Source organism: Pseudomonas sp. DE0157 (assembly GCF_007678615.1).
In the GTDB taxonomy this organism is placed as follows: domain Bacteria; phylum Pseudomonadota; class Gammaproteobacteria; order Pseudomonadales; family Pseudomonadaceae; genus Aquipseudomonas; species Aquipseudomonas parafulva_B.
Window position 1 is genome coordinate 233,500 of the sequence record NZ_VEJN01000005.1, and the last position, 13,849, is coordinate 247,348.

General features: G+C 56.3%; 8 protein-coding genes. 4 read left to right on the forward strand and 4 right to left on the reverse strand.

What is annotated here, in order from left to right; all coding sequences use genetic code 11:
* Positions 1-45: 45 nt before the first annotated feature.
* The 3 genes from FS777_RS09220 (at position 46) to FS777_RS09230 (ending at position 9,343) form a co-directional block, all read left to right on the forward strand.
* On the forward strand, positions 46-2,535 hold the full coding sequence (locus tag FS777_RS09220) for a hypothetical protein (RefSeq protein ID WP_078478203.1): 2,490 nt from the start codon (positions 46-48) through the stop codon (positions 2,533-2,535).
* 1 nt (position 2,536) lies between these two features.
* Positions 2,537-5,425 (forward strand): hypothetical protein, encoded by a 2,889-nt coding sequence (locus tag FS777_RS09225; RefSeq protein ID WP_145255134.1) that lies wholly within the window; start codon positions 2,537-2,539, stop codon positions 5,423-5,425.
* Between the two features lie 69 nt (positions 5,426-5,494).
* Positions 5,495-9,343 (forward strand): RHS repeat domain-containing protein, encoded by a 3,849-nt coding sequence (locus tag FS777_RS09230; RefSeq protein WP_178091256.1) that lies wholly within the window; start codon positions 5,495-5,497, stop codon positions 9,341-9,343.
* Between the two features lie 133 nt (positions 9,344-9,476).
* On the opposite strand, the gene FS777_RS09235 is transcribed toward FS777_RS09230, so the two are convergent.
* The 3 genes from FS777_RS09235 to FS777_RS09245 all read right to left on the reverse strand — a co-directional run bounded on the left by FS777_RS09235 (position 9,477) and on the right by FS777_RS09245 (position 11,433).
* The gene (locus FS777_RS09235) at positions 9,477-10,061 is read right to left on the reverse strand and encodes a fimbrial protein (protein WP_230375208.1); all 585 of its coding nucleotides are present in this window, start codon (positions 10,059-10,061) and stop codon (positions 9,477-9,479) included.
* Positions 10,062-10,093: 32 nt separating this feature from the next.
* Positions 10,094-10,819: a molecular chaperone gene (locus tag FS777_RS09240; RefSeq protein ID WP_145255140.1), complete on the reverse strand. Its 726-nt coding sequence runs from the start codon at positions 10,817-10,819 to the stop codon at positions 10,094-10,096.
* A 65-nt stretch (positions 10,820-10,884) separates the two neighbouring features.
* Positions 10,885-11,433 carry a fimbrial protein gene (locus FS777_RS09245; RefSeq protein WP_145255143.1) on the reverse strand — a complete coding sequence of 183 codons (549 nt, stop codon included), beginning with the start codon at positions 11,431-11,433 and terminating at the stop codon, positions 10,885-10,887.
* A gap of 469 nt (positions 11,434-11,902) precedes the next feature.
* On the opposite strand from FS777_RS09245, the gene FS777_RS09250 reads away from it, so the two are divergent.
* Positions 11,903-13,369 carry a hypothetical protein gene (locus FS777_RS09250; protein WP_145255146.1) on the forward strand — a complete coding sequence of 489 codons (1,467 nt, stop codon included), beginning with the start codon at positions 11,903-11,905 and terminating at the stop codon, positions 13,367-13,369.
* Positions 13,370-13,408: 39 nt separating this feature from the next.
* On the opposite strand, the gene FS777_RS09255 is transcribed toward FS777_RS09250, so the two are convergent.
* Positions 13,409-13,816 carry a PA2817 family protein gene (locus FS777_RS09255; protein ID WP_058637713.1) on the reverse strand — a complete coding sequence of 136 codons (408 nt, stop codon included), beginning with the start codon at positions 13,814-13,816 and terminating at the stop codon, positions 13,409-13,411.
* Between the last annotated feature and the right edge of the window lie 33 nt (positions 13,817-13,849).

Genomic DNA, 13,849 nt, shown 5'->3' on the forward strand with positions numbered 1-13,849 from the left:
GGTTGGCGTCGCACCAATCAATGCATGGGCATGGAGACTAAAGCGATGAAAATTGAAAGTGCTGGAGTGGCTCAAGCGGTAGAAAATCAATCACTTGAAGCATTTTATAAAGCAATGGATGCGGGCCCTAAAACATGGGGTTGGGATGCGCTGTTAGTGTTTTCCAGGAGCGCTACAAACGCGCTGCTCTCGCAGGAGTACATTGATCGGGCGCATATTCCGGAGTTGTTCTTTCCCCCTTTACCCGATGGCAATGTCGACTCCGGCAATGGTATCGAGCATGTCTTGCTCGGGCTGCGTCTCGACAAGGCGAGGCTGTCGTTCGAAAATGCAAACTTGAAGGACCCGAAAGCTAAGTTGCAAATGCGTCTGGTCGGGGGGAAGCATCTTGAAGTGATCGAAACATTTCTGGATGGCAAGCCGGTCAGGAGCGTGCAAGCCCTGATCCTCTACAACGCCGCTACGCACGCTGTGCTGGATATGAACATTACGTTAGACGCCGTAGCCGGTGCCGTTGATGAAAGCGGTAAAGTTTTACTTGATATCAATAAAGGTTATGACCATCTGTTCAGTGGTGGCGGCACTGGGCCTGAGCGCGTTCGCTTGGGCTTGTATTTCAAAGAGCTGTTTGAAACCTGGGCGAAGGAAAAGAAAGAAATACTGCAGTTCCCGCTCAGCGAACTGGCCGTTGACGATACTTCGCTGCTCAATCCCGGCGTCTTTATGTTAGGGACTCATGCAGAGCCCGGTGCGAAAGTGTTGGGTAGTGCGAATCAGGGGGACGGTGCAGTGGTGGTGTTCGTTGCCATGCGCGGAAATGATTCAGGTGCTTATCCTCCAGAGGATAAAGATTTGTTGTACATGCTGCCTGATTCGACTGACCCGTATACCAGTAATTTAGTGTTGTCGCACAAGCTGGTTGCGCAGCACGTCGTGAAGCTGGGCTTTGACCAGTTTGACTGGATGAAAGGAAAGTTTGACCTGGTGGCGTTGAAAGACGACCGCTACCGAGTGGATGAAAACCGCTACAAATTGGTGGCCAACGCCATGAGCGGTGGAGCCTATGCCGAGATCGATTACTCTGATACCAACCATGGTGGGACATTGCAGCCGTGGCGCTGGAGGTTGAACATGGTCGGCGCCACCATCAACCTGTTTGACGAGGGCAGCGAAGTTGTTTTCGATAAAAGGATGCTGAAGATAAACTGGTCCTCCGCTATGCCAGTGGGTACTTTGGTGTATTGGCTTCAGACCGGCAATTCCTCCGGCGACACCATTCCTCTGCAGGTCTCTGCGAAGGTAGAGATTCGTGCAGATTGTAAGTTTGATGTTTCGCGGGAGGCCAATAAAACCACGCTTAAGTTTTCGGTGAGCAACTTTGAATCGAGTGTAGAGATTTCTATTCAAGACGGCTTCCGTTCTGGGGATGCTGGCAAAGATGCCAGAGCAAGATCCGAAAATCTAAAAGCGCCACTGGAGGCTGCATTGATTAAGGCTGCCAAGGAAAAACTTGAGAGCCTTAAGAACATGACGTTCGAAATTGATGCGTTGCGTCTTAACCAATTGCTATTCCGAGGCGATAATGTCGTTGATCCGCGCGATGTGGCGGTGCCGAACGACTTGACCCTGCTCGGTAACTTGGCGCCCAAGCGCACCGCGATGTCCATCACGCCTCTGGAACCGATCGTGGCAAGCGGTGGGTTTATTGATTTCAGCGCCTCGTCTACAAGCGGTATCACCTGGACAGTGGAAAATCTCCCTGGCGAAACTGGAGAAACTGGGAAGTTCGCTACACCGTCGGTGGGGCGATATACGGCGCCATCCGATGACGCCTTGGTTACAGAAGGCCAGCGCCGAGTGATTGTGAAGGCCACCAGTGGGGAGCAGGTCAGCCGCGCGCTGGTCAGCATCGTACCTAGCCATGTCTCGGTGAACCCTTGGGTGGCGGTGGTAAGCCTGGGCAAAAATTATGCATTGTCGGCGGGCACTCCCGATAATGCCGAGCTGAAGTGGAATCAGCCAGAACTGGGTAAAGTCGATAAGGATACCGACCCGCTTAACCCAGGGGGTCAAAAGTACACCGCGCCAACCACATTGCCTAAGCGTGAATCAAACCAGCCGAACCATTACAGAGTGCTGCGCCTTGACGAGGTCACCGTTGAGCCGGCTGCAGGTGGCACGCCCGCGACCATCGACATGCTGGTCGTTGGGGCCAAGAGCCCCAACTACTGGATAGAGCCAGCAGTCAATGCCGATGGCTCCGTGGCGCTGCCTTTCTATAGGCTCAATCTAGACATGGAAAAGGTCAAGGTACCTGAGCCAATCGAGTGGAACGTGCTGCGCGGTAGTGGGACCATTGACAGCAACACCCAAACCTATAAGCCCGCACCCGGTTCTGACGACCAGTACGTCATCATATCGGCCTTCTACGTCAACGACTCCCCCGATACCCACGACTATGTGATTTTGCCACTGCCATTCGTACCGGTGCGCAATTACGCCGAGATTCTCAGCCCAACCATCAAGGAGGTTTGAGATGAATACTAAGGCTACTTCGCATGAAAAACAGGAAACATCGGCACGCATAGGCTGGGGTGGCATGCTTGCCTTGGACCGCAGCCTCCTCGACCTTGTGCTACGTGAGCAGTATCTCGATGCGCTTGCTAACTTTGGTGCGATGGACCCTATCCATCTGGAGGCCTACCTTGACGAGGGCGAGCGCATCAGCGTTTCGGTGCAAGGGATGGTGCTGGGCGCGCCTCAGGTCGGCTTCCAGAACGCAACAGGGTTCAGCTCGGACTTGACGCTGCGGATGAACATCATTGCCGGGGAGTACATGCGAATTCTGCATCTTCCTGGCAGGCCTAAGCGCGTCGTGGAAAGCTTCACCATCACCGAAGGCATGGGCTATCGGGTCGAAGCACCGCTGGCCCTGGAGTGTAGCCGGCCAAAGACGAGCCGGTTCGCCTCGCTGGAGTTAAACCTTGCCCGTGCGATCGAGTTTTCCACCAATTTGGGGCCAACCGAGTATGCCGGGGTCATGATTGGCCGGCGCTTGCAGGAATCGATCAGCTATATGCGGGCTTACCAGCTCACCTATTCCCTGGGCCGTTTCGTCATGGACGACTACCATCCGCTGAGCCCGGAGCAGTTCATGGTGCGCACCATGCTCGCACCTTGGGGAAAAAGTGAAGGTAGCCCCCGGTACGGGGACGGGGCAGCGCTGGTCTTCATGAAACTGGGGATCGACCTGCGCGCAGGGGGACAGCCAACCCCGGGTAACGAAATCCCATATCCGATCGCAGAGAGTGCTACCAATTTGCCGGGTACCCTGATCCTTGTTCCGGATATCGCAGAGCTCGGGGCTGGTGGGGTGAAGGATGTGCTCAGTACCTTCAGCCTGCCCAACGGTTACGAGTTCGTTACTGGTACACCGCAACCAGGCATCGACCTTGTGGTGCCCGGACAGTGGACAAAAACGCAGAACGCCGCAACGGTAGAGCCTGCTTTGGCGAGCGTGGTATCCGGGCGCACCATTGCTTTCACTGTTGATGGCGCGCCTGGCCCGGTGCAGTGGTCGGCCACCAACCTGAAACGCCCAGCGGCGGTCGGCACATTCAATGGTGCCATCTATAGTCCGCGTCCTGCAGGCAGTTTCGTCGAGGACCAGCAGATGGTGCTGGTGACTGCCACTTCGGCTGAAGGCGGTGACGCAATGCGCAGTCATGCCTTGGTCATGGAAACCGCCCGAGCGGTGCAGGTCGTACCGCGCGTTGCCACCTGGGTGCAAGGTGAAGATCCGATCGAGCTGCGCGCCTCTAGTGTCGATGCCGGTAGCCTGCAATGGAGCCTAGTGGAGGCAGTACTGCTGTCGGAGGGGGAGCAGCGAGTTCAGACGCTTGCCAACCCGATAGGGAAACTTGAAGACAAGGGGGGCGGCCGGGCCATTTTCACGCCCGACCCGCCTGGCAGCGACCGCGATTTGTTCAAGGTACAGCGAATCCGTTGCACCAACCGGCAGAACGGGGACAGTGCTGAAGCTTCGGTGGTGGTGATCAGGTGGCATGCGGGCCTGAACGTGGTGCCGTTCCACGTGGTGCAGGGGCTTTCGGTTCAATCCATACCCTTCACGGTAATGCCTGACGAGCCTGAGCTAGACCTTGGCCGCGATATAACGTGGACTGTGAATGGCGAAGGCGTGTTTGTTGGCAACGTTTACACGCCTCCGGAAAATCCCCGATCACCCATTGCGGTGGTGACTGCGTTCGATGGCGTTGAGCGCACCGGCTACGCCATCGTCGAGTTCAGCGAAAGTCGGCAGGCAACCGCTGGCCTTATGTCATGGGAGAGCCTTAGCACCTTTGAACTTAAAGCCATCAGCGCGCCGCAGTGCTTTGCCAATGGCTGGCAGCAGATAGAAGTTGAGGTGACCGTTGCTGCGAGTAACGATCACAACGATCAACCGGTCGAGATCTCCGACGCCGATTTGGCAACGTTGAAGTTCTTGAATGTGGACAGCAACAACGAGCTACCTTTCCTGGCGCCGGATGAAGAAGCCTTGGCCGTTGGCAAGGCGGATGAAGAAGAGGAGGACTGGGCGGTAAACAGAGAGGCGAACAACATCGACCGGCAAGCAACAGCGCCCGCTGGGGGGAGCGCGCCGTTGGCGGCCAGAACCCGCCGATTCTACCTGCACTCCCGTAAGGCGGGGGTGATCAAGGTGATTGCGTCGATACAGAACACCTTGACGGGCAAGACGGTCACGTCTGCAGCCACCGGCGAGAAAGGTAAGCTCGAGTTGCGCGGGCTGGTCACCCCGTCCTTCACGCAGGAACTGTATTCCTTCAAGCGCACGCGTGTGGCGGGCGATGCGTCACCGTCCGAGGGCGATGAATTCGCTTATGTCGATACCAGTACCGACAACTGGTTGCTGGAGCACGTCCTCAGAGAGGGCCGAGTAATCAAGTTCGCTCGCCTATTCATCAAGGATACCGACCCAAAATCGGCTGTACGGTGGTCTTGGGAGCCCGGGACGTCGCCGGGGCCAGTTCTGGACGATGATTTCGTCAGCTTCACTGGGTTCTCCTTCCAGTCGGTTGATGGCCGAGTGAAGGACGATTTGCTGTTCGACGGACTTCTTTACCGCATGGCCAAGCATCGAACGTATGCACTGCCGACGAAGGTGCCAGGCACCAAGCCCGGTGCCGGGCAACTGATGATCGTCCTGCAGCGGGATACGGGGTTTGTTCTCTCGAGTAAAAGCGAGGAGTCGGGTTATCGCCAGGCGCTTGAAAAAAACTTGGAGTTCACGCTGCTGGATGTGGAAGGTAACGAACATCCCCTGACATTTTCTTTTGCTGTCACGGCTGACGAAGAGAGGCAGGGCATCACCCACCGCGATGTTCTGAAACTTTCAATTCGTTGAGCAACGGCTCACCTGGGTGCACGGGTGTGCCGAGGTGAGCCCACCATTCTTTTTCGGATGATAAACAAGATGGCTATTGAAACTGTACTTCACTCCAATGCACTGAATGCGTCCAGCTTTGTGCAAAATAATGTCGACCCACGTACTGGCCAGTATGCGGTAAGTATCAACTTGCCAGCCCTTGTTGGTAATTATCAGGTCGGTCCAGAGCTGCCCATTCGCCTGGTGTTCAATCCATTCAGCGACAACAATGTCGGCTTCGGCCGGGGGTGGTATGTCGACCTTACTCAATACGTGCCGGCTACGCGCATGTTGCGGCTTCACACCGGAGAAAGTTTCAAGGTGACCGGGTCTGGTGCAGAGCCGGGCATCAAGGAAAGAAAACTCGAAAGCTTTCGTTTTTTCGATGACAGTGAAGGGGGCAAGAAACAATACCGTGTGGTGCACAAGTCCTATATGGAAGAAGTGCTGAGCGAGTACGGTACCGGGGATAATCTTGTTGCACTGCCGTCTGAGGTTCGCGCCGCTTCGGGCCATCGTATTCTGTTGAGCTACACCGCCAACCAAAGGCTGGAGCGCATTGTCGACGGCACGGGTCAGGCGTTGCTGGAAATCAGCTATGGCAGCACGGTAACACTCAAGCTGCACCCTGGGGCCAATGGCGGCAAGCCGGTCGCCGAATACAAGCTCAGCCTGGTCAATGAGCAGTTGCGTCAGGTCGACTTGCCGGCCGAAGTGGGTGGCAACTGGCGGTTCGAATACACCACGTCTTTTGGTCTGACCTGCCTGGCCAAGGTTTCGACACCCTACGGTAGTGTGGAAGATATCCGCTACGGTGAGGGCGGTGATACAGGCCATCTGCTGCCAGGCGGTGGAACCCGTGCGGCGTTACCGCGTGTGACCTCGCATACGATCAACCCTGGCGGCGGCCAGCCGTCGATGAAAACCAGCTACACCTACACCGTCCTGCAAGATAGCATTGAGGCGCCGAACAACTTCGTCGGTAACGGCAGCGGTATCAGCTGGCGTGACGATGGTGAGGACAACCTCTATCGTGCCCGCTCCACCTACCTGTATGGCAGCACGGCGTCTCAATGGGGTAAAGGTGCGGATGGCAAGGACCAGGTATTGCGCACCACTCATCGCACGTACAACCGTTTTCACTTGCAGGTGGGTGAGGTCGTGGTGCAAGGCAAGAACCAACTTGTCAACAGCACGACGTATCACGGCAATGTAACGACTGAGTTCGACAATCAGCCGCGTAACTTCCAGTTACCGCTGGAGCAAACCCGGGCGTGGTCACTGCTAGGGGATGCTTCCAGGTTTCGCCAAGAGCCTGCCACCAGGACCGTATATGACCTGCATGGCAATTTGGTCGAGCAGATCCTGCCCTCCGGGCAGCGCACCGTGATCGCGTATTACCCTGCCGAAGACGACCCGGACGGCTTCGTACGCAACCAAAAAAGCGTGACGGAACATCCCGCAGCGGATGGCGACGAGCCTGCGCCGGTACTGCGAAAAAGCTTCCAGTACAAGGCGCTCGCTCGGGTAGCTTATCCGGGTGCCTCGATCAAACGATCGGCGTCCGATTGGCTGGTCCTTACGCAGGAAAGCCTGTGTGAGGTCGTTGGCGAGGTAGAGCAGGCAGCGTTGAAAGTGACCACCGTGAGCCCGGTCGATGACCCTGCCGACTTGCTGCGCCATGGGCGTTCATCGCTGGAAACCCTGGTCATGGGGGGTAAAAGTACCACGACCGGTTTTACGTACAGCTTGGACGACCTCAATGGGCACCCTGTGCTGGTGACCGAGCAGCAGGTGACCGGCTTTGATCATGGGAGTATCGACCAAGAAACTGGCGAGCCGCGCCATGTTCGCAAGGTGATCACGCTGAAGCATTCGATGCTCATTGGCGAGCCGTTGCTCAATCGCGATGACAACGATGTTGAAATCGAGTACGCCTACGATGCGTTACGCCGTGTGGTTCGTGAGACGGTGTCACCCAATGACGGTGCGTATACGGCATCTCGCACTTACACGTACGGGCTTGTGAGCGCACCGGGTGGTCAGGCCGTGCAAACCCGAATAGACGTCAAGGGAGTTGCCATCAACTCATACATTGATGGCCTGGGGCGAGTGGTGCGCGAAGAGCGGCACGATGCTGACGTCGACGCAGAAGATGTCCGCCTGCGTCAAGTCTTTCGCCCGCGCAGCTCGTTTACCTACGATGAACTTGGCCAATTGACCGAGGCAACCGAATACGACTGGATAGGCGAACAGCAAATGTCGTTGGCGACCCAGTATGCCTACGACGATTGGGGCGTACAGTGTTGCGAGACAGGGCCGGACGGGGTCAAGCGGTTCCAGGAGCATGACCCGATCGGCTCCAACCCTGACGGGACCGACCCCGAGGGCAATCTGCCCACCCAAACCGAGTGGAGCGAGTCTGCAGATGGCAAGCTGAGCCTGGGCAAGACCATCACCTGGTTGAACCTGTTCGAGCAGCCTGCCAAAGTGCAGCGCTTTGACCTGGCGGATAAAGTGTACGCCACGCATGAGTACTTCTATGACGGCTTGGGGCGCAATGTACGGGAGATCGATGCGCGTAAAGCCGTTACCCGCTCCGGCTATGACGCTTTCGGCCGCCTGGTCGACCAGACACTGGCGGACAGGTCGGTGGTGCATCGCGACTATGCCGTGCACAGTAGTGAAGACTTGCCGATCAGTATCAGTGTCAACGGTGTCGTGCTGGGGGAGCAGGTTTTCGACGGTCTGAACCGTATGATCACCTCTGTTACCGGCGGACGGGCGCGGCACATGCACTATGAGCCTGGCCAGATCAAACCGAGCAAGGTGCGGACAGCCGCTGGCAATGTCATCGAGTATCAATACCTTCCTCAACTGGGTGAGGAGCCTCAACTACGGCGCATTCCGGGTAAGCAGGCCGACTATACATTCGACCCGCTCAACGCCCGGCTTACCCACTGCAAGGAGGAGGAAGAGGAATTGAGCCGCGTCTATTTCAGTACCGGCGAAATCAAGCAGGAAACCCGCGTTATCGGCGACGAAACCTGGACCATGGAGTACGGCACCAGCCTGTTGGGGCGCCAGTTGTTCTATAAGGATGTTCTCGGCCAGACGCAGACCTACGATTATTACCCCAGCGGCCTGTTGGAGCGTACTGCACTGGGGAGCACAAGCAGTTGGTTCTTCTATGACGGGCTGAGCAATTCACAATGCATACTCACCCTGGATGGCACTCAAGGACTAGCCACCGAGCTGGAGTACGATCACCAAGGGCGCGAATGCCTGCGTCGGTTTGTGTTCCTCAGTAGCGTGCCTGAAGCGCCGATCAAAGACTTTACGTTCGCCAATGAACGTGTGCAGGCGCTGGTTGCAGAGGCCGGGCTTTCGGTGCAGGCAGTACAGGAGCTGGCGCAGGAATACAGCGTGCTCGACCAGATCACGTCAAAACGCTTGAGTGATAATGGCACTGTCTTGCGTGAGGAAACATTCAAGTACGACCTGCGTGGTCGGCTGGAGGAATACAGTTGCGATGGGCTGGTTTCCCATAGCCCGACCGACCCGGCTGGGAAGACTATTCGTCAGCAGTATTTCGAATTTGATGCGCTCGACAACATCACCTGGGTGCTGACCGAATTCGAGGAAGAGGACGGCAGCAAGGGCAGTAACGAGGCTACCTATCTATTCGACAATGAAGACCCTGCGCAATTGAGTGGCGTGCGGAATACCCATTCCGACTATGCAGACTTCACATTGCAATACGACAAGGACGGCAATATGAGCCTCGATGACAAGGGCAAGACGCTGACGTACGACGCCCTGGGCCGCCTGAGCAGCTATGACGGCAGTGGTTACAGTTACGATCCTTTGGACAGGTTGTCAGGCCAGGCGGTATGAAGGCAGATGAAGTGAAGATCGGGCCGAGGAGCTAGTGCCCCTCGGTTAAGTGGATACTCAAGCAAATTGGGGCCATTTTGCACCCCTTCGCGTCAAACCGCCGCGCAGGGGTGCAAAATGGCCCCAGTAACGCTTACGGTATGTCCACCCTGAACTGCACATCACTGTTGGCAAAGCCGGCGGTTACCTGCCTATCGATCGCTTTGTAGGCAGCAGAAAACAGCATGTCGGTGGGTTTGGTGTCATACAGGGGGTACTGTTTGGAGGCTATTCCGTTGTCTACTGGTGTGCCTGTGTTGTCCTTGATGATCAAGGCCAAACCCGTAGCACCACCTGGTTCCAGAGCATACAGTGTACCGCTGGCGCCAGCGCCGCCGTAGTTCCCGGTAAAGGTCACGCGGGCATTGGCCCCTGGCAGCAGTATACAGCCACCGCCCGGTGTAAGGCGCAAGCCGAAGGCGCGGTTGGCGGCCTCGTCATCTGCTTGCTTGAATTGGGCTGTGTGCACTGTGCCCATGTAGATTCTGGAAGCAGGTAGACCTGTCGAAGGGTCGATGATTTCAATCGCACAGGTCCCGCTGCTCACCTGGCCGAAGAAGTTGATCGAGCCGCTGTTCGCAAACGCCTGTTGACTGGCCATGGCGAGCGCAAAGGCAATGACTAGAGGCTTCATGGAAATCTCCTTGATTTCTTGAGTCACAATGGCAAACGAGCCCATAGGGCTCGCTTGCAGGTGTCGGGTGGGAGTGCTCAGGGGCTGCTGGACAGCGCCTTCTGCATCACCGGAGTAGCGACCCCGTAGTCATTGATGGTGGTAAAGGTCAACTGCAAGCCACTGAGCGATTTGATCCGGGCAAGGTCATAGACCTGCTGGCCAAACGGTGGCGCCATGGCCATGGCCTGTATAGCCTCTGTCGCACCTGCAGCGCTGACTTCCAGGCGGCCGAATGTGTAATGGAAGGGTGTCGGGTTATCGACCACCAACTGGACACGTCCAGGGCCTTGACGTACGGACCATTTTAGCTCGCCGATGCGGTCGGCGGGCCGGTCAGTCAATTGGCTGGGGCGATAGAAGAGCTTGAGGCGCGTACGCAGTGCGATATTGAGGACGTTCACATCATCAGGGCTGACCTCGGGGATTTCCTGAATATTGAGGTAGAACAGTGTTTCCCTGTCATTAGGCAGCGCGTTGGGCAGGTGGTTGATCTGCACCATCTGCTCCTTGCTCGGGTCCAGACGGAACAAACCGGGAGAGGTCGCCAGCGGGACGGGTGTGTCGGTATCGTCCTTGGCGGTGTTGACCCAGCTTTGCACCGCGTAGGGGCGAGGGCTGGGGTTGGCTATCACCACCGAGGTGCTGCGTTTGTCGCTGTCGAACACGACTCGCGTGGTGTTGACGGTCAGCGCTGCCTGAGCAGTCTGCAGGGCGGCTGCCAAGTAAATACCCAATGCGAGGCGGCGCGGGTGAATCTTCATCTGACGATACCTTCTGAATAATATGAGGAAGCCTCAGGCGGTATCAGCTCGCCTGAGGCGCGTTCTCATGGAATATCGACCAGAAATTGCACATCGGTGTTAGCCGTACCGGCCGTACCGGCCGTCACGGCGGTACCTATGGATTTGTAGGCCGCAGAGAAGATCATGGTGGTAGGGTTCGTGTCATCCAGTGGGTAATCCTTGGAGGCCAGGCCGTTATCCACGGGGGTACCGGCATTGTCCTTGATGATCAAGGCCAGGTTGTTGGCTCCGCCTGGTTCCAACGCATACAACGTACCACCTGTGCCGGCGCCGCCATAGGCGGCAGTGAAGGTGACAGTGGCATTGCTACCAGGGGCAACGACGCAACCAGCGCCTGGGGTGATACGCATGCCGAAGGCGCGAGATGCCGCTTCATCGCCAACGGCGGTGAACTGCGAAACACTGACGTTGCCCATGTTGACGCGGGCTACCGGCAGGCCTGTCGACGGGTCGATGATTTCGATCGGGCACGTCCCGGCATGCACCTGGCCGTAGAAGTTGATCGAGCCAGTGTTGGCTAATGCGGCGTTGCTGGCCAGGCCAAGTGTTAAAGCCAGGAGAGTTTTTTTCATTAGGAGCTCCAGGTTAGCGTGTGTCAGGTGAATATTGGGTAAGGCTGCACAAGCATCGCTAAATGCGACGGTGCACAGCGTGCAAGTTTGCTTGTGGTTCGTATGTAGGAAAAATCTGAAGTCCAATTGGCTTGCGCTGATCTTCTCTCCCGGTTCTACGGCAGTTGTTCGATGGAAGGTGATGCTGTTTCCATGGTCTGTTTCATAGAGCGTGAAAGGGCCGTGCGGTTGCGTCAACTGATAGAAATACCAGTTGCCAAACCGTTAAGGCCATGCACGCCGGGCAGCACAGTCGCACTGTGAGACTAAACTTTGTCTGGCACTGGTAAAAATGCCAGTTGATTCGATTCTTGTGGGGTGGGGTAATTGGCGCTCATACCAGGCAGGGGGCTCTGAGGTGAAAAAAATAAAAAATGATAAAGCGACTGGGGTCGGCTCTTCGTCTATGGCGCCGGAGGCGGTGTGCACAATGTTCACGAATGTATTGTGGATTAATACACTGTGGCTAACAGACGCTAATAATGATTTTCTGATTGAGTCGTTTGTTAAGACTAGGCCGCCTGCTTTAATGGGGCGCGAGGGGGCAGAGGCGTTGCTGAGGAAGTTTTCCAAAATCGAAATTCTGTCATACGGTGACGTCAGTAACAAGTTGATTCTTCATTCATCCCAAGAATTCCTCATATTTACGAAGAGACTCTCCAACTTGGGCGCGGAACAGATCCTGCGCTTGACGGAGATCAACGGCCCCTGGGTGAGATTCTCGGTCACGTTACCAATGCGAGAGTGCTACCTGCGGTACCAGGCGCAAGGTCAAAGTATGCTGAGTTTCGAATGGACGGGTGGGGCCGACTATGGCTCCTACGACACGAATGACTCAACTGTCGAGACTGCGGCGCCTCCCGAGTATATTGAATATTATGACCAGAGAAAGAAAATTGACATTGCGATCATGCCGCGCCCTGAAAGTGCGAAGCTGCAAAATCTTTATATCTATATGATTCCAGACGAAAACCGGCGCGTCCGGCATTTCGGTTTTCTGGAGCGGCCCATTGCCTATGAAAGTTTGGTAAGCGGGGTGCAGCAACCCATCGCGCCCGCAGCAGATGCAGCCTTGTTTGGCTATTTTCCAAAAGAAAATTTTCCAGAGGTGGGGGCAGGTAGAGCACCTGTGGACAGCGCATTCATTAGCGATTTGGTGACCCCACCGGGGTCGACTGAATTGGTTGGTCTAATGGATGCCGGGGGGTCGTTATTCGGCTACAGGAGGGTCTACAAGAAGTCGTTGAAGCCCGCTGAGTCGGCTACCCCAGCCGCGACGTACAAAATTTCACCGTACTCACAAGTTTTCCATGCAGGGGATGCAAAGGAGCGGCTTGGTTTCGTCAGTCTACAAATGCCTGGTGTCAATTGGAGTGTGACGGGTGATGCAGGCGGTACCCTTGTCAAAGAGGGTAATGATCACTTCTACGTACCTGCCCTCAAGCCACCCGGTGTCGTCTTCAGTGCACCGGGAGAAACCTTGATCCCAGCCGCTACCAGGGCTAGTTTTCCCCGGGTGCCAGCACGTACAGATGTGCTGACGGCGGCGGGAGATGGGATGAGAGAGTCGGTATCTTTCGTCACGACATTCGTGTATCCGACGCATTTCATCCGATTTACCCTTGCAGGCAATGCGTTGCAACTCAACTGCTGGTATTTCAACCTCGACATGGAAGAAACCGCAGTGCCGGCCGAGGATGTTGAGTGGCACATCCTTGCAGGCAACGGTGTGGTATCGGCGCAAGGTGTGTTTACGCCTGCGTCGACAGCGCCGAGCGGTGTCACGGTGGTGATGGCTCTGGATACGCGCAATGTTGTTGAGTGGCGCTTCGCGGTGACAATCATTCCGTTGCCATTGCTGTCTGTGTACGACGCGTTGCGGCTACAGCAAGCGTGACCAGGGCTGCCCGAGGCGCATCGCCCCAAACGGATGGAGTCAGTGGGGAGGGCCGGGCTGCAGGCTCAGCACCTGTTTTTCCTGGTTCCAATCGAACGGTTCATCGTTCTGCTCGGCTTCGTAACGGCGCTCTTCAAGACGTTGATACAGGTCCAGTTCGTCATCGGGCATGAAATGCAAGCAGTCGCCGCCAAAGAACCACAATAGATCTCTGGGTACAAGATGAGCGATCTGCGGGTAACGCTGGATCACCTGGCAGATCAGGTCTTGCCCCAGGTATTGACTTTTCAGCGGGTTTTGCGGCAGCAGGGTCAGTAGTTCATCGAAGCGTTCGAGGAACAGGGCGTGGCTTTCCTCGGGTACCTGCTCGGCTTCGCCCAAGGCCACCAGGATAGTACGCAGGTGGTTAAGCAGTTGCAGGTTGTAATCCAGGTGGGAATTGGCCATGGGGCGGTCCTCGGGGTGATTGAAACGAAGGCG